This window comes from Bacillus methanolicus MGA3 (assembly GCF_000724485.1).
GTDB lineage: Bacteria > Bacillota > Bacilli > Bacillales > Cytobacillaceae > Bacillus_Z > Bacillus_Z methanolicus_A.
The window spans coordinates 3,145,882-3,161,533 of record NZ_CP007739.1 but is presented as its reverse complement, the minus strand read 5'-3'; the positions used below and the strand labels follow the sequence as shown (position 1 = coordinate 3,161,533).

Annotated in this window: 14 protein-coding genes; 8 read left to right on the top strand and 6 right to left on the bottom strand. The window is 40.1% G+C overall.

Features of this window, described 5'->3' with window-relative positions; genetic code table 11:
• Positions 1 to 96 precede the first annotated feature (96 nt).
• The 6 genes from ssb (at position 97) to BMMGA3_RS15265 (ending at position 5,052) form a co-directional block, all read left to right on the top strand.
• On the top strand, positions 97 to 474 hold the full coding sequence (gene ssb / locus BMMGA3_RS15290) for a single-stranded DNA-binding protein (RefSeq protein WP_003346745.1): 378 nt from the start codon (positions 97 to 99) through the stop codon (positions 472 to 474).
• The gene (locus BMMGA3_RS15285) at positions 461 to 709 is read left to right on the top strand and encodes a hypothetical protein (RefSeq protein WP_003346743.1); all 249 of its coding nucleotides are present in this window, start codon (positions 461 to 463) and stop codon (positions 707 to 709) included. Before ssb ends, BMMGA3_RS15285 begins: the two co-directional genes overlap by 14 nt.
• Before the next feature lie 217 nt (positions 710 to 926).
• Entirely contained in the window at positions 927 to 1,610 is a 684-nt protein-coding gene (locus BMMGA3_RS15280) for a TerC family protein (RefSeq protein WP_003346740.1), read from the top strand.
• 403 nt (positions 1,611 to 2,013) lie between these two features.
• Positions 2,014 to 3,459: an NADP-dependent glyceraldehyde-3-phosphate dehydrogenase gene (locus BMMGA3_RS15275; RefSeq protein WP_003346738.1), complete on the top strand. Its 1,446-nt coding sequence runs from the start codon at positions 2,014 to 2,016 to the stop codon at positions 3,457 to 3,459.
• A 582-nt stretch (positions 3,460 to 4,041) separates the two neighbouring features.
• Positions 4,042 to 4,533, top strand: a complete 492-nt coding sequence (locus BMMGA3_RS15270; RefSeq protein WP_003346735.1) for an HXXEE domain-containing protein — start codon at positions 4,042 to 4,044, stop codon at positions 4,531 to 4,533.
• A gap of 90 nt (positions 4,534 to 4,623) precedes the next feature.
• Positions 4,624 to 5,052, top strand: coding sequence for a hypothetical protein (locus tag BMMGA3_RS15265; RefSeq protein ID WP_003346733.1), 429 nt, complete (start codon positions 4,624 to 4,626; stop codon positions 5,050 to 5,052).
• A 194-nt stretch (positions 5,053 to 5,246) separates the two neighbouring features.
• On the opposite strand, the gene BMMGA3_RS15260 is transcribed toward BMMGA3_RS15265, so the two are convergent.
• The 5 genes from BMMGA3_RS15260 to BMMGA3_RS18535 all read right to left on the bottom strand — a co-directional run bounded on the left by BMMGA3_RS15260 (position 5,247) and on the right by BMMGA3_RS18535 (position 12,111).
• Entirely contained in the window at positions 5,247 to 8,057 is a 2,811-nt protein-coding gene (locus tag BMMGA3_RS15260) for a DEAD/DEAH box helicase (protein ID WP_003346731.1), read from the bottom strand.
• Entirely contained in the window at positions 8,050 to 9,672 is a 1,623-nt protein-coding gene (locus tag BMMGA3_RS15255) for an SWIM zinc finger family protein (RefSeq protein WP_003346729.1), read from the bottom strand. The genes BMMGA3_RS15260 and BMMGA3_RS15255 overlap by 8 nt, the downstream gene beginning before the upstream one ends.
• Positions 9,673 to 9,973: 301 nt before the next feature.
• On the bottom strand, positions 9,974 to 10,420 hold the full coding sequence (locus tag BMMGA3_RS15250; protein ID WP_003346727.1) for a C40 family peptidase: 447 nt from the start codon (positions 10,418 to 10,420) through the stop codon (positions 9,974 to 9,976).
• Positions 10,421 to 10,887: 467 nt separating this feature from the next.
• A complete protein-coding gene (locus BMMGA3_RS15245) occupies positions 10,888 to 11,919 on the bottom strand; it encodes an alpha/beta hydrolase family protein (RefSeq protein WP_237712808.1) in 1,032 nt (343 codons plus the stop codon).
• 54 nt (positions 11,920 to 11,973) lie between these two features.
• The gene (locus BMMGA3_RS18535) at positions 11,974 to 12,111 is read right to left on the bottom strand and encodes a hypothetical protein (RefSeq protein ID WP_237712807.1); all 138 of its coding nucleotides are present in this window, start codon (positions 12,109 to 12,111) and stop codon (positions 11,974 to 11,976) included.
• Between the two features lie 213 nt (positions 12,112 to 12,324).
• On the opposite strand from BMMGA3_RS18535, the gene BMMGA3_RS15240 reads away from it, so the two are divergent.
• Positions 12,325 to 12,864, top strand: a complete 540-nt coding sequence (locus BMMGA3_RS15240; protein ID WP_003346725.1) for a PadR family transcriptional regulator — start codon at positions 12,325 to 12,327, stop codon at positions 12,862 to 12,864.
• 233 nt (positions 12,865 to 13,097) lie between these two features.
• On the opposite strand, the gene BMMGA3_RS15235 is transcribed toward BMMGA3_RS15240, so the two are convergent.
• A complete protein-coding gene (locus tag BMMGA3_RS15235) occupies positions 13,098 to 13,931 on the bottom strand; it encodes a hypothetical protein (RefSeq protein WP_003346723.1) in 834 nt (277 codons plus the stop codon).
• A gap of 219 nt (positions 13,932 to 14,150) precedes the next feature.
• Here BMMGA3_RS15235 and BMMGA3_RS15230 point away from each other — a divergent pair, with 219 nt between their 5' ends.
• Positions 14,151 to 15,536, top strand: a complete 1,386-nt coding sequence (locus BMMGA3_RS15230) for a S41 family peptidase (protein WP_003346720.1) — start codon at positions 14,151 to 14,153, stop codon at positions 15,534 to 15,536.
• The last annotated feature ends 116 nt before the right edge of the window (positions 15,537 to 15,652 follow it).

The window sequence follows — 15,652 nt, the reverse complement described above, 5'->3', positions numbered from 1 at the left end:
GAGTCAATTTTCTTCCGAATAAATCGATTATCGCAATTTTACGATGGGCAAGCCAGGGACTATCATAAAAATATCAAAAAGAGAGGAGATGAAACTTTGATCAACCAAGTTACACTTGTCGGGAGGCTGACCAGAGACCCTGAATTAAGGGTTACACCCGATGGTACGTACGTAGCCAATATCATTTTAGCGGTCAACCGCAACTATCGAAACCAGAATGGAGAAATCGACACTGACTTTGTCCAATGCACCCTCTGGAAAAAAATCGCCGAGAACACGGCACAATATTGCAGGAAAGGTTCAGTGCTCGGAATCACAGGCAGAATCCAAACGAGAAACTACGAAAATCAAGAAGGTAAAAAAGTTTTTGTAACAGAGGTTGTTGCTGAAGGTGTCCGATTCCTGAGCCCAAAGCCTTCAGCTGAACATACCAAACAAAAAGAAAAGGAGGCTTTTACTGTTGAAAAATCATGACGATTTTGGAACCAGACTGGAAATGCTTTTAGAAAGCTTAATTAAAATGCTCGGCAAAACAAACGAAAAAGTCGATAAATTAAACAAGCGGGTCCAACAGCTCGAATGGTGCATGAAAAACTTGACATTGCGAGACAAAAACACAGCCATTTTTAACCTCGTAAAAGAACCCCCGAAAAACGAGCATCAACAAACTGAAAAATCCGCGAAAAAACACTACTCCATCACGATTTAATGCTTCTATCACTTTTCCTTCCAAATATTCTTTCCTTATAAAGAATCAATGACTGCCCCAAAAATCCTCATTTTGCCTGGCTTTCATGCCGGGATTTTTATGTTTTTCTTAAGATGAAAAAATACACAGCAACCATCCAAACAGTTTAAAATACTTGATATAGATAAAACTAGGAAGGTCAACACTTAATGATGATAACTTGACAGGAGGATAAACAATGGAAACCATAGGAATGGAATTGGCAACACTCTTAAAAGTTATTGGTGTTGACCTAATACTTAGCGGAGATAATGCGATCGTTATTGCACTAGCTGCTAAAGATGTGCCTGCAGATCTTCGAAAAAAAGCGATCTTTTGGGGAACATTCGGTGCGATTGTTTTAAGATTATTAATTGCGGCCATTATTGTGTCGTTATTAAAAATTCCATTGATTTCTGCTATTGGGGGAATTTTGCTTGTTCGAATTGCTTATAAATTACTTGCTGGAAAAGAAAAAGAACACAAAGCCGGTGGCAGCACGGTGGCATCAGCAGTTAGAACAATTATTATCGCAGATGCTGTCATGTCACTGGATAACGTTTTAGCATTAGCGGGTGTCGCACATGAGTTCTTGCCGATCTTACTTGGTATCTTAATCTCCATTCCAATCATTATTTGGGGCAGTCAAATCATATTAAAGGCTATGGAAAAGCTTCCGATTATTGTTTACGCAGGAGCTGGCCTACTAGCATATACCGCCGGTGAAATGATTGTTAAAGATCAAAAAATAGATGCATTTCTGCATTCATTCGCTCCAAACTTAACAAAAACTATCCATGTTGGACTTCCAATCGGATTGGTCATCATTGTAGTCGGTATGGGGTACTTTAAAAGGAAAAATAAAAAGATTGAAGCTTCTTAACTGCATTAAAGAACGCGATAAAGCCGTCTAGTCTTATAAGCGCTAATCGGAGGATATGAGCCTTCGATTGAAAAAATAGCCTTCGTTCAAGTATATGAGCTGTTACGATATGACGACACCGTATTTGGTATTTGTTGCCAAAATATAGGTGTCTGTTCTTTTTTAAAAAATAAAAACGAAGAAAGATACTTTTTTGCGAAAGTTGAATTTATTATTCGAACTCTTTATGTAAGCTGAGAAGGATTTAAAAATTACTATTCTAATATTGCATTTAGTGGACATACGGCGACCCTAAAAGTCCTATGTATTTTTTTTAAAAAAAGGCTTGTGTTGGAATCGCTTACTGCTTTAGAGTTCTAATTAACATAATTTAAATAATATTTAGAAAGTTGGGATTGTTTCTATGCAGGTATTAGAAAAGGATTTTAAGTTTTTATTAAATGGAGAATGGAGTTTCAGCTCTTCAAATCAATTTATTAATATCTATTCACCATCTACAGGTGAAGTTGTGGGACGGGTTCCAGCTATGACAAAAGATGAAATAGATAAAGCGGTAGCCGGAGCTCGTCAAGCACAGAAAAAATGGGAAAAGCTGGCCGTTAGTGAACGAGCCAAGATATTGCATGCGTGGGCGGATGAATTAGTAAAAATGATTGATGTAATTGCTCCGATGATTATGAATGAAGTAGGGAAAAACATCTCAACAGCAAGAAAGGAAGTGACTCGAACCGCAGAAATCATTCGTTACACGGCAGAAGAAGGGGTTCGCATTCACGGAGAATTCATTAATGGTGGTTCGTTAGATGCTGATAGCTCAATAAAAACAGCAATCGTCGAAAAAAAACCGCTTGGCGTCATTTTAGCCATTTCTCCGTTTAACTACCCAATAAACCTTGCTGCTACAAAAATTGCCCCTGCTTTAATTGCAGGCAACGCAGTAGTTTTCAAACCTGCAACACAGGGAGCCATTAGTGGTTTATTAATGATACAAGCATTAGAAAACGCCGGGTTGCCTAAAGGTTTAGTTAATACCGTTACAGGAAAAGGTTCAGAAATTGGTGATTACATCATTACTCACCCATTTATTGATATGATTTCATTTACCGGAGGAACAGGAACAGGACAAAATATTGCAAGAAAAGCTTCAATGATTCCTCTCGTACTGGAGCTTGGGGGAAAAGACCCTGCCATTGTGCTAGAAGATGCAGATCTTGAACTAGCGGCAACGGAAATCGTTAGCGGTGCCTTTTCTTATAGTGGACAACGTTGTACGGCCATAAAAAGAGTTCTTGTACTTAAAGATGTAGCAGCTCCACTTATTGAAAAAATTAAAGAAAAAGTCGAAAAACTAACGGTTGGCAGACCGGAAGACGATGCTGATATTACTCCTTTAATCGATGAAAGTTCAGCGGACTTTGTGCAAGGTTTAATTGATGATGCTTTGGCAAAAGGTGCTAGTCTTATCACTGGCAACAAACGCGAGAAAAACTTGATTTATCCAACTGTCTTAAGTAATGTGACAAAAGATATGAAAGTTGCTTGGGAAGAACCATTCGGACCTGTCTTGCCTTGTATTATTGTCGACAGCGTAGAGGAAGCAATCGAAATTGCTAATGAGTCTGAATTTGGACTGCAAGCAAGTGTATTTACATCGAATATCGAAAAAGCATTTACTATTGCTTCATCACTTGACGTTGGTTCTGTCCAAATTAATGGAAGAACTGAGCGCGGTCCTGATCATTTTCCGTTTTCAGCTGTGAAAAATTCTGGTCTTGGTTCTCAAGGTATTCGTCAAAGCATAATTTCCATGATGCGAGATAAAGTAACGGTCATTAATCTAAAAAAATAAAAAAACCTTCAATCCCTTTGTGCCCCCAGCAGTCTACAGGGGGAGAGTCCCGAACTGTGAGGCAAAAGCAACAGTTAGCTTAACGCAAGGATGTCTGTGGCAACGCAGAATCTGAGGAAGCGAGCGGCAACCCTCTGTTTGAGGAACACGAACTTCATACAACTCTGAAATGCAAAACAAAGCCCTTTCTCTAAAAGATGATAACTTCAATTTTCGATAAAGAGTTGTTCGGGATATCCCGGCTCCATCACTGAATCAGTTATCGAAAATCCTCGATAAATCCATTTTCCAGACTGTAAAATTTATGAACGGCAAACGGTGCTGAAACTACTCTGATTTCCTGCTTGATTTGCGTACCACTTTCATCCTGCGTAGCCCCCTTTTTAAGGGGTTTTTCTAATTGGCAGTTTTCTTAATTGTTTTTAATATATATTTATAATGATTCTATTTTCTGTTAAAATTGTATGAAATTAATGGAAAATTTTCATTAGAGTATTAAAAAGAATAAAGCAATATATTATCCAAGTTTGATTTCAATACCAACCCATTTATATCCGAAATATTGTAGAGGAAAAAATTATAATGCTTCAAATTGAGTTATATAATGCAATCTGGTTATTCGTAGTAATATTTATGCTACACGATTTTGAGGAAATTATTGCTGTCGAAAATTGGGCAAAAAGAACGGAAAATAGAATAATAGGTGATAGCAAATGGATAAGTAAAAATATTTGGCAATTTTGGAATGTTAATTCTTATTCCTTTGAAAAGAGAGATGTTTTTATATTTTTAACAATGTCTTTTATTACTTTCTTTGGAACCCAAAACTTAGAAAGTTCATGGAATTCAATCTTGTATCTTTCATTATTAATATTTGTATTATTACACAATTTAGCCCATGTCTTGCAAACATTGATACTAAAAACATATACCCCAGGCCTCTATACAGCTATTTTTTTAGTAACACCTTATACCATTTATTTGCTTCTTTTTACACAATTATACGGACTTAATCTATATAAGCCTCTACTTCTCATAATGTTTGATCTCTCTCATCAAAACCCTGACATTTAAACATTTAATAAAAAATAGGACTTTAGCAGGATTTGTAAAAAATTTGGAGAATTATGTAAAGGAATATATGAAAGGAGATTTGTCGATGAAATGAAGAACTATTCGAAACAAAAAAGTAAAAAGGAGGAAAGATGTCAATTAATTTTTATTGGCGAAGAACATCCGGAATACAATGCAAAGATTGCTCAATCACCTGGATTTTTCGATGCCCTGCAATTAAGCCGCAACTCTGCTCAAACTTCGTATTATATTTTGCCGCTTGACACTCACACAAGCGTGACGGTAAATTTCAACGAGAATCGTCAAAATAAGGCCGTTCAATTTACTTTTAATTGTCATAAACAAAAAATCCTCATCAATGAAAAAGCGGGCACGATAAGCGAAGCGACAGCCTATAAACTTCTTTCATGTTTTCTGATCAAAAACGGTAAAAAACTAATGTATTTAACATTCCCTCCCAGTAATCGAGTAAATGCCTACAAAGAACCAAATCCCTCATTTTTAATTACCCGCGTGTAACGTTTGCCCCGTTGCGGGTAAATTTTTTTCCTTTCTATACGGCATCTCAAAAAAAAAATCAGCCTCCGTATCAGAAGGCTGATCCAATCGCAAAAATATGAAATCCGCTGCCGCCCTGTTTAGCAAATATACCAACTTGCCTGTACCAAAAGGCTAACCCTGTTGCAAAATCCGTACTTGCACCCGTCCAGCGTCTACCCCAAAAATACCAAATCCCTCAATTCATCAGTCGAAAGCTCGGTAATCCAGTTTTCGCTTTGTATGATTTGATCATTTAATGATTGCTTTTTTTCAATCATCGCATCGATTTTTTCTTCTAATGTGCCGGTGCTGATCAGTTTGTGAACGTGCACAAACCGATTTTGGCCGATGCGGTACGCTCTGTCGGTGGCCTGGTTTTCAACCGCTGGATTCCACCAGCGGTCATAATGGATAACATGGTTGGCGGCCGTTAAGTTTAAGCCGGTGCCGCCTGCTTTTAATGACAGCAAAAACACAGGGAATTTGCCGTTCTGGAAGCGTTCAATCATATCATCGCGCAGTTTTTTCGGCACGCTTCCGTTTAAAAATGGAACTTCGATCCCATGCATATTTTTCAAAACAGTTCGGATCATTTCGCCCATTTCAAGATACTGGGTAAAAATTAAACAGCTTTCGCCTTGGTCAAGAACTGCTTCGACTAGTTCATTTAATTTTTCCAGCTTGGAAGAACGTTCAAGCAAGTCCCGCGGTTTTACTTCTTTCAAGTAAAGAGCAGGGTGGTTGCAAAGCTGCTTCAACTTACTGAGCATCTGTAAGACAAGGCCTTTTCGCTCAAACCCTGACAATTTTTCAATCTCAGCAAACGTGTCGCGGACAAGCTGCTCGTATAACGACGCCTGTTCAGCTGTCAACGGGCAGTATTCTTTTTGCTCAAGTTTATCCGGCAGGTTCAATGCGACTTCTTCATTCTTTTTCGTCCGGCGCAAGAGGAAAGGGCGAATCAGTGCTTGAAGTTCTTTAATCTTATCCTTTCGCTCATCTTTCTCAATCGGAATAACAAATCGTTTCTGAAATTGTCCTAAACTTCCAAGATAGCCGTGATTGGTAAAATCAAAAATCGACCAGAGCTCGGCTAGCCGGTTTTCCATCGGCGTTCCGGTGAGGGCAATATGATGGCGGCCTTTTAAACGCCTTACTGCCCGCGATTGTTTCGTTTGCGCATTTTTTATATTTTGCGCTTCATCGATGGCGATCGTTCCCCATGTCAGCGATTCAAATTCCTCTAAATCGAGATGGGTCAAGCCGTATGATGTTAAAACGACATCTGCACGAAGAGCCTCTTCTTTAAAAGCTTCTCCTTTCAGCCGCGCCGGGCCGTAATGCAGATACACGTTCAGTCCCGGAGCAAACCGTTCAAGTTCTTTTTGCCAGTTTCCAAGAACCGATGTAGGGCACACAATTAAGGCAGGTCCGGCATCATCACTTTCTTTCACTGAAAGTAAATAGGAAATGAGCTGAACGGTTTTTCCCAGTCCCATATCATCGGCCAGGACGGCGCCAAAACCGAAGCGACGCAAAAACAAGAGCCAGCTCATGCCGCGCCGCTGGTATGGCCTGAGTTCGCCGTGTAAACCGGCAGGAACCGGCATTTCCGGAATTTCATTGATTTCAGAAAGCTGACGGATCATTTGCTTCCATTGATTGTTCAGCTCGATTTGAATCCGGGCAAATGCTTTCGGGTTGTCGAGTTCATCCCCCGCATCTTCTTCAGCAGCTATCAGTTCCTGTTCAAGCAGGTCGCGAATGTGCAGGCCTTCCTTTTCCGCTTTTTTCATTAAATCCTGAATTTGGCGGATAAAGTTCGGATCAAGTTTGATCCAGCGGCCGCGAATATACACAAGCCGCCTTTTTTCCTCGACAAGCTTGCGGAACTCTTCTTCGGACAAATCAACGCCATTCATGGAAAAACGCCAATCGTAGTCGAGCATCGCGTCAAGGCCGACAAATGAACGGCGGTGGCTTGACGTTCCTTTTACACGGGCTTTTACTTTTAAGTTGGCATTTTTCATTGCCTCCCACCAGGAAGGAAGCAGGATCTCAACACCGAGAGCAAGCAATACTTCACTAGCTTCGGTTAAAAATGTCCATGCCTGGTCCTCTGTCAAGCGGCGAAGAAGGCCGTTCCCATCTTGCAGCCACGGGAACAATCGGCCCCATCGGTTTTCCTCGACAGCCACTTTTTCTAAATACGGTTTCCAACCGCGCGGAAGCGATGAAACTTGATTCGGATTAATCATGACGTCAGGCTGTTTTTTATCCCGCAAAAAGAGCTCCAAGCTCCAATCGCCATCTTCATCAGCCGGTTCCTCAAGCCGCAGTCCGATCGTGAATGGGGCAGGATCATCCTTGATGCCCATCCATTCCAGCCACTTTTCTTCATCAAAAAAAGCAGACAAATTTGCTGCAGGCAAGTCTTTATTTTTCAACAATGTAAGCCTTTGGTCGAAAAATGCTCTTTGTTCAGAATATCTCGTTAAGTAAGCTTCAAGCGAATGGTGGAACCAGTTCCGGATAAAATCATGAACGGACACGCCATTTTCAACAGGTTGTTCCCAAAAAGACGGGTCAAATTCGTTGACGACCCGATCCGGAAGCGCCCACCGAAACTCGTCTTCACCGAGTAATGAAAAATCAGGGCGCCATTCTTTTTCAACAATCGCATCGTAAATGGCCGGTGCCGCAGAAAGGCATATTTGGGACGTTTCATCCCAGTCCCAATCAATAAGGCGGTTGAATTGCTCTTTCGCAAACAGCGTCACAAGCTGCCAGCCATTCACAAAAACACCTTCGACTCCATCCACGGTTTCAACATCAAGGAGGGTCCCATAAAAACTTTCTTCATGACGATGAAAAAGAAGGTGTTTCCACTGGGAAGCCTCTATAAAATTTTCGCTTTGGGCGGTGATAAAAAAACGTTCACCGATTGGTGTAATTGCAATCTGTAAAGATCTAGTCTCATACATCGATCAGCTTACCTCTTTTGCATTCTTCTTGAAAGGCGCGAAGCCGTTTTGTTTTTTTCATCAGCTCGGCCATAAACCGTTCAAAATCTTCCAGACGTTTCATTTTCTTATAAATCGTACGCAGCTTCTTTAAATGCCGGACCGCTTCCCGGTAATTTGTCCGGTTTTTCATTTCAATATTTCGGACAATCGATTGATGGTAAAGGGGAAGAAGGATCTCTGGCTTTTCCTTCTGAACAGTCTTAATTCGGTCTGTCGGCAAATCGCGCACATCAAAACCGATATAAGATTGCAATTCTCCCCATTTTTCAAGTTGGCCCTGTTGAAATAAGAAATCTTCATACTCTCGATAACTGTAGGGAAGGGTTTGAAGAAGAGCGCGTTCATACAAATCATAGCGGCTGCTTTCCACACAAAACGGTGTCAGGACATCGATCGCTAAGTTAGTAAAATCACGCCGTTTATGGTACCCGATAAGTGTTTTCGTGTATTTGTTCAGCTGCAGAATAAAAAGCTCAGCGTATGGTGTCATTCTTTTCCATGCTTTCTGCGCCGTAAGCAATTCCAGCCAATGAATCATGTATGGGACAGCATCTGTGCCTAACCGCTGCAATCCTAAAATCGCCTCTTCATCTTTACGGATCAACATGTTCAGATGGGCAAGGGCAATCGCAGGCGGAAGGGAGCCGTTTCGTTTCACAAGTTCAGTCAAGCTGGCTCGTTCTTCTTCGCGCCACTTGCTTTGCTTAAAAAGACCGTCCCATAAAACCCTATATAAATGAATTCCTTCGTATTTGAGGAACTCAGGTACAAACAGAAGCTCCCCGGTGTTGTCCTTGAGCTTTTCAATAAATTGATCGAAGGCAAAAGGAAGGGAATGGATAGACAACCGGTCAACCGCATCCATTGCTTTCTCAATTAAAGAATGAAATACATGCCGGTAATAACGGTTTACCATTTCATCAGTGTGTCCATATTTCTCACTGATTTCCGCAAGTTTTAAAAAAGTGAAAACAGAAGCGCACAGCTCATAAAGGTTTTTCCACTCCTGCTCAATGGGAGAACTTGCATTTAGCCGCTTCATATAAATTTGAAAAAGCTCAGGGACCACATACGGGCGCGGTTCACCCATTCCGGTCATAATCGATTTAAAGCTATCTTCAAAGGTGCCGATCCAGTTTTCATAGGACGCCTTCAATTTTGCAGACCTTTTTAACAGGTCTTTCGCTCTTTTAAGCCCCCATTTCGAAGCGAGAGCTTTTTCCTTTATTGGCTGGCGCCATTCTTCAAGCCAGTCAGCAACACTGCCAATCGTTGAATAGGCTTGAAAAAAAACTGCAAGCTGGTGCCGGCAAAACCCTTCCGCCGGACAGGAGCAGCCGCTTGTCTCTAGAAAATTCAAATCAAGCCTGACATCAACGGGTGCCACATCCTGAACGGAGGCAATGACGGCTTCATCTTCCAGCTTCATTTTATAAACCATCCCTTGGCGATAATGAAGCAAGCCTTTTTGCACAATATTCGCATCCTCAGCCGCCTCTGCCCGCAGAATCTTTTGAAAATTCCGGGCCGCAAACTCCAGCATTTCTCTATAATGATCAGGAATCGTTGCCATCTGTGAACCTCCCGTTACTCAAAAACCATATTCTTTTATTATACCCGAAAAAACCGGGAAGGAGGAGGGGGGAAGAAAGATGGACAAAGTTAAGTTTTTGTAAGTATTTTTCAAACGTTAACAGATATAATTTGAGTATTATATAGTCGACATTTAAAAATAAAAGGAGATTATTAAAAATGGATCAGAATAGACTTGGATTCATTATTTCTCTGCCCCTGTTTGAAAACTCACATTCTACATAATACTACTAATCTCTCATCTTAAGAAATAAAAAAATAACCTCCTTAACGTTAGGAGGTTACATTCGTTTTGATCCGTGATAGACTTTGCTCCAATATGGATTAGACATAGAGTCTATTCTTACACCTTTTGAACTTGAATGAACAAATTTGTTTGCACCTATGTATATTCCTACGTGGGAAGCACATTTGCTAGTTGTGTGGAAAAATACGAGATCGCCGACTCTTAAATTCCTTTTAGAAACGGTAGTTCCCCTTCTATACATTTCTCCGGCAGTTCTAGGAAGAGTTTTTCCAGCTTTTTTAAATGAGTAATAAACTAAACCCGAACAATCAAATCCTGATGGTGAACTACCGCCCCATCTATAAGGAACTCCCACGTATTTTTGAGCGATCGCAGAAGCTTTCACTCTGTAGTTTGTTGCTGCGTATGTATGATTTGTTTCAGAAAATCCGACAAAAAACAGACTCAAGGTAACTAAAGTTGTAATAACAAACCTTTTCATGATGCACCCCAAAATCCCTAGTAATTTCTTTTCTCTCTCTATTCACTGCCTGTATTATCTCATAGAAGTAAACCTAGTGACTTTACAGTTCTTTTAAAAAATGTTACTAAAATATTTCAAAATTCGACTATATTTGATTATATTGGATAAATTTCGCGAGGAAGGATCAAGAAATATATATTTAATGAGCAACATAGAAAATAGCAAAAAAAAAGGGGTATTTTGTTATCGATACAGGATATAAGTGGAGGACATTACAGCTATACATATGCCTAGGTCTTTATGTTAACACCTATAGAATTCTTATATAGTGTGGAATCGAAAGCTGAATTTTTTGGAATTGATGACAAAAAAGTATGCAACCCCTCTCAAGAGAGAAGGGTTTTTCTATTAATTGGTGATGCAGGAACATCTCTTGTAAAGAATCTAAATAATCCATGTAAATATCCTATAAGATAATAGACTTGCTAGTAATCTTGCAAAGAGAGCTGCGATTCTTCGTTATTAATACCTAGGGTTTCATCCAACCACTCAAAGACACGCTGGTTATAAAAAAGCAGTGCACCGAATTGGCAGTGTTCCTCAGCACAGTCTTTCGCAGTGAAAAGCATGAACGTTTTAGGGCAGGTGAGGGCATCATAGAGTTTTTGGGGCTGGCCGGCGAAAAAATGATCGGCTTCGGCTTCACATACCAATGTTGGGCACTTAATTTTTTGCGCCACACCCTCTAACGTGACAGGCTCTGTTTTTTGGACAAGTTCGAAAATGGATTCAGCCTTATATGTGAACATTCCATTTTCAATAGCCCAGCGTACATTTGTGTTTTTATCCATTAACTCTCGAACGAACTTTTCCATATAGTCCGGTTTGTTTAAATACTCATCGCTCCCTTTGTGGAACTTGCGACCCATCTCACCAAATTGATTGGAAAACAAACCGTCGTTAGCGATACAGGCGGCTATGCGGTGTTCAAAGGCTGCAGCGCGAGGCGCTAAATATCCCCCAAGACTGATGCCCATTAAGGCGATTCGTTTTGGGTCCACTTCAGGTCTATTCAGCAAGTAATCGACGACTGGTGTGACAACCTTTTCCCAATCATGGCGAAATGGGAGATGCTGCTCTCGAATGACCGAGCCTTGACCCGGACCTTCGAAAGTAAGGCAGTTGTATCCACGCTGCAGTGCAGCCGCCGCAACTTGAAAATAAAGTTCCTCCCCTGTAGAGTCAAAGCCTCCGTGAACTAGTAAGGTTGGCCGTTGCGACTCATCCACACGGTAAAAATATCCCGGTAAATAGGTTCCTTCATAAGAAACCTGCACTTCTTCCACTGGCATATCCATCAATTTTATAGCTTGGCGAAACGTGCTTCGGCTTTTTCCCCAAGTTTCCAGGATACGAGGGTCATTTTTATCTCCATGCAGAAAAAATTCAGCGGTTCGGTAGTAATTCGAAGCTCGCAAATAGTTTTCCCGAGCACTGATCCGTTTGCCCCGCTCCAAACTCTCGACGGCTAAAGCATGAATTCGCTCAGCTGTTTTATACCATTCTGCATACTAGCTTTCAAAATTGCCTTCTTCGATCCGATATGCGGTTGACAGGCATTCGCCAATATCTGCTCCTCCGTAAGGTGCATAGCTTAAGGCACGCAGCAACTCAAATGAAAATGTGTGATCTTCAAAAATTAATTTCATAGTAAAATTTCTCCTTTAAGATTTGTTTTAAAAAATTTTTATAGGTTAAAATTAACTTAAATCAAAACTAACACATGATTTTTTATAAGTCAACAAAAACATAGGTTATTTTTAACCTATTTATGAAGTGGCTTGATGGACAGAAGAAATAAATATATATTAAAGCGTACCTATAGTAAATTTAACTTATTAATAATTAGAGGAGTTGTTTCTATGAGCTCAATCCGTTATGCATTGCTTTCTTTGTTGGCACGCGAGCCGCTAAGCGGTTATGATATCAAGCAGCACATGAACAATCGATTGGGTCCGTTTTGGAAAGTAGGGAGCAATCAGGTTTATCCTGAATTGGCCAAAATGGAAAAAGAGGGCTTGGTAAAGCTTCAAGGAGTAGAACAGCATGCCTATCGCCCCGCCCGAAAAGTGTATGAGATTACAGAAGCTGGACGGGAGGCATTAATACAGTGGACGATAGAGCCGGGGGAATTGGAAAGGATCCGCGATGATTTCCTATTGAAGGTTTACAATTCTTGGCTTGTAGAACCCGAAAAGATGATCGAACAAATTGAGGAAATAAAGAGGCAGCATGAAGAGAGATTAGCCGCCTATTTGGAAAAAGTAAAGGAGCTCACTCAAATGCTTGACCCGTCCAACAGCAAAGATCCGATTGCCTCCAGCATCTCTGTAGTTGAATTCGGCATTAAATATGAACGCCTGTATATAGAATGGTGTGATAATTTAATTAAAAAACTTTAAAAGCAAGCAGCTTTATCAAATAGCATAAGTAATAGAATGGAACGGGCTAAATGTAGGAGAGGCATCCCAACACTTGGATGCCTCTTTTCTTTGATTACCTGATGTGGTCTTAGCGTAAATAATTTCTGTTTCGTTGGCGATACTCCAATTTAAAAATAGAATTTCTCCCTCGCAGGGAAAATCCTAAAAAAATCCCTCTTACTGTCTGCGCAAGAGGGATAAAGGGCAATATTCTATTTTAATGAGAACCAGATTTCATCAGGGTTGCCGCGCTGCCATACAATTCGTGGATCATCATTTTGATTGACAAGGAATGCTACCCAGCCTTCGGTTTGCCCGCCTTCATAAATTTCAGATAGTTGAGGGTCTGGTGTAACAACTGGAACAAAATTATCATACACTACGCCACTTTTGCTAACGGCCTCAAACATTGCCGGGTTAACGTCAAATGTATCAAATGTTTTGCCTTCAAACTTGATTAATTTAACTCTGAACTTTGCGAGAACATATTTTTTGCCAGCCGGAGGCGGATCATTAAACATGTTAGCATTTTCAAGCATTTGCCAAGCTGTATTTCCGTCAGTAACAGCATCTACCATTGTAATTTGATACTGTCTTTGGCCATCTACCAAATCGTTCACTTTTACATTCCATACTTCTCCTAATTCAGATGGGTTGTTTTTGGATCCGTATGGATTGTGGATGCATTGAACGGCTCTTAATTTCGTCTTGCTTGGTGTTTCATATTTTACTTTTGAATCGCGATTGATATAATATCCTCCGCCGACGCTTAACATACCAGGCTTAAAGGCGTAAATTCGGTAAAACTCCCCTTTTTTTAATGTTCGCACAAAAACTTTTTTCGAACCGGTTACTTTATAAAGAGGAGTATTTTGCAAGACAGTCAACCGTCCAATTTGGCCAGGCTTAAGCTCCATTCCATCCCACCAAATTTTCTTCACACCTTTATATTGATCGCAGAAATTTAAATCTGCAGCAAAAGTAGTTGGTGTGTATGCTCCTAAGAGCAAAAATAATGATAAAAACAATCCAACAAATTTCTTCATATGTAATTATTCCCTCCTTCAAATCTACGTTTCTAGTATAGTATGTATTTTTTCTATTTCAATAAATATTTGGAAATAAAATGGTAGAAATTATTGCCAATTTTGCCTGCATTACGGGTATAAATTACTTCTTTTAAATTGCTATTATTCCATTTAAAATGTATATAAATCTATTTTTTTACTATAATGTCATTTTCTTAAAAGGCGGAGGATAACGGCATGCAGCACTTAAGAAGGTTTCTCAGTGTATTACTTGTCTTGTTGTTTGTTACACAAACAACAACTTATGTCTCGGCAGCCGAACCAATTAATGAAGCCAGGGATATTATTCGAAAATATTATGTTGAAGATGTTCCGGATTGGGTGCTAAATAAACCGACGATCAAAGAGATTACAAAGTACCTTGATCCTTATTCTGTTTACATGACGGTAGAGGAGTTCAAGGAATTTACTAATGCAATTGAAAATCAGTTTGTAGGAATTGGAGTCATGATTGAGGAAGACCCAAGGGGAGTAAAAATTTTAACTGTATATCCGGGAAGTCCTGCTGAGCGGGCTGGAATTCAAACCGGGGATGTAATTACAAATATAAATGGACAAGCTCTAGCAGGTGAATCGGTTCAAACAGTCATTTCTTCTCTAAGCGGAGAAGAAAAAACGCCGGTTACTCTTACATATTTAAGACCTGATACAGGCCAATCTTTTACTCAAACACTTGTTAGAGAAGTTATTCAACTGCAAAACGTTGAGTATGAGATGCTCGGCGGAAATATTGGTTATGTGCGTTTAAACAGTTTTGCCCTCGATTCAGCTAAAGATATTTCTGCAGCCATTCGAAAACTGAAAGGGGCAAAAGGCTGGATATTTGATCTCCGTGATAATGGCGGAGGCTATGTTTCGGCGGCCCAGGAAGTTGAAGGGTTTTTCCCGAATGTCACAAAAGCTTTTCAACTTAGGGATAAATCTAATAAGTCTTATGTATTTAATGCGATTCCGCAGCCTGTAAAATTTACGGCACCCGTCCATATTCTCATAAACGGTTATAGTGCCAGTGCATCGGAAATGGTAGCTGCTTCTGTAAAAGAACAAAAAGGCGCAGTTTTGTACGGGCAAAACTCATTTGGAAAAGGCTCGATGCAGTCGTTTTTTCAATTAAGCGATAAGAGCGTTTTAAAACTGACGACTGCTAAGTTTTTCTCGCCTAAAGGGGTGCAGATTCATCACGTTGGAGTGGCGCCAAATGTCAAAACAGCTGAAGGTGAGGAGCTGCTCGTATCTCATCATGATCAGCTTATTAGATTAATTAGAGGCTACAAAAAGCTGCCTGCTCTTCAAAACGTACCTGTTAACAAAACATTTACCATTAAAATGAACATGAAAATGAACTGGACAGGAATAACGGCAAGCGATGTTCAATTGATCCAGCTCGGCGGAAAAGAAGTCCCAGTGGACGTACAGGCGCTCGACGAGAAAACAATAAAAATCACACCAAAACAGAACCTTCAATCAAAAGGCAAATACCTGCTCATCGTACATCCAAAATGGAAAGCGCAAAATACCCGGCAAATGAAACAAGGGATTTACTTAGATGTTACTGTTAACTAATTGTAAAGGGCCTGGCCCCTACTTTAGTAGGGGCCAGGCCCTTTACAAAATTACCAATAATTACTTAAAGAAATTAAGAAACTTTCAAATTATGATAAGAATAGGTCTGGAAACAG

Bases quoted from the DNA above. Each gene is read 5' to 3' on its own strand.
- BMMGA3_RS15260 (WP_003346731.1), bottom strand. From the start codon at position 8,057: ATGTATGAGACTAGATCTTTACAGATTGCAATTACACCAATCGGTGAA.
- BMMGA3_RS15280 (WP_003346740.1), top strand. From the start codon at position 927: ATGGAAACCATAGGAATGGAATTGGCAACACTCTTAAAAGTTATTGGT.
- BMMGA3_RS15265 (WP_003346733.1), top strand. From the start codon at position 4,624: ATGAAGAACTATTCGAAACAAAAAAGTAAAAAGGAGGAAAGATGTCAA.
- BMMGA3_RS15230 (WP_003346720.1), top strand. From the start codon at position 14,151: ATGCAGCACTTAAGAAGGTTTCTCAGTGTATTACTTGTCTTGTTGTTT.
- BMMGA3_RS15255 (WP_003346729.1), bottom strand. From the start codon at position 9,672: ATGGCAACGATTCCTGATCATTATAGAGAAATGCTGGAGTTTGCGGCC.
- BMMGA3_RS18535 (WP_237712807.1), bottom strand. From the start codon at position 12,111: ATGAAATTAATTTTTGAAGATCACACATTTTCATTTGAGTTGCTGCGT.
- BMMGA3_RS15270 (WP_003346735.1), top strand. From the start codon at position 4,042: ATGCTTCAAATTGAGTTATATAATGCAATCTGGTTATTCGTAGTAATA.
- BMMGA3_RS15235 (WP_003346723.1), bottom strand. From the start codon at position 13,931: ATGAAGAAATTTGTTGGATTGTTTTTATCATTATTTTTGCTCTTAGGA.
- BMMGA3_RS15275 (WP_003346738.1), top strand. From the start codon at position 2,014: ATGCAGGTATTAGAAAAGGATTTTAAGTTTTTATTAAATGGAGAATGG.
- BMMGA3_RS15240 (WP_003346725.1), top strand. From the start codon at position 12,325: ATGAGCTCAATCCGTTATGCATTGCTTTCTTTGTTGGCACGCGAGCCG.
- BMMGA3_RS15250 (WP_003346727.1), bottom strand. From the start codon at position 10,420: ATGAAAAGGTTTGTTATTACAACTTTAGTTACCTTGAGTCTGTTTTTT.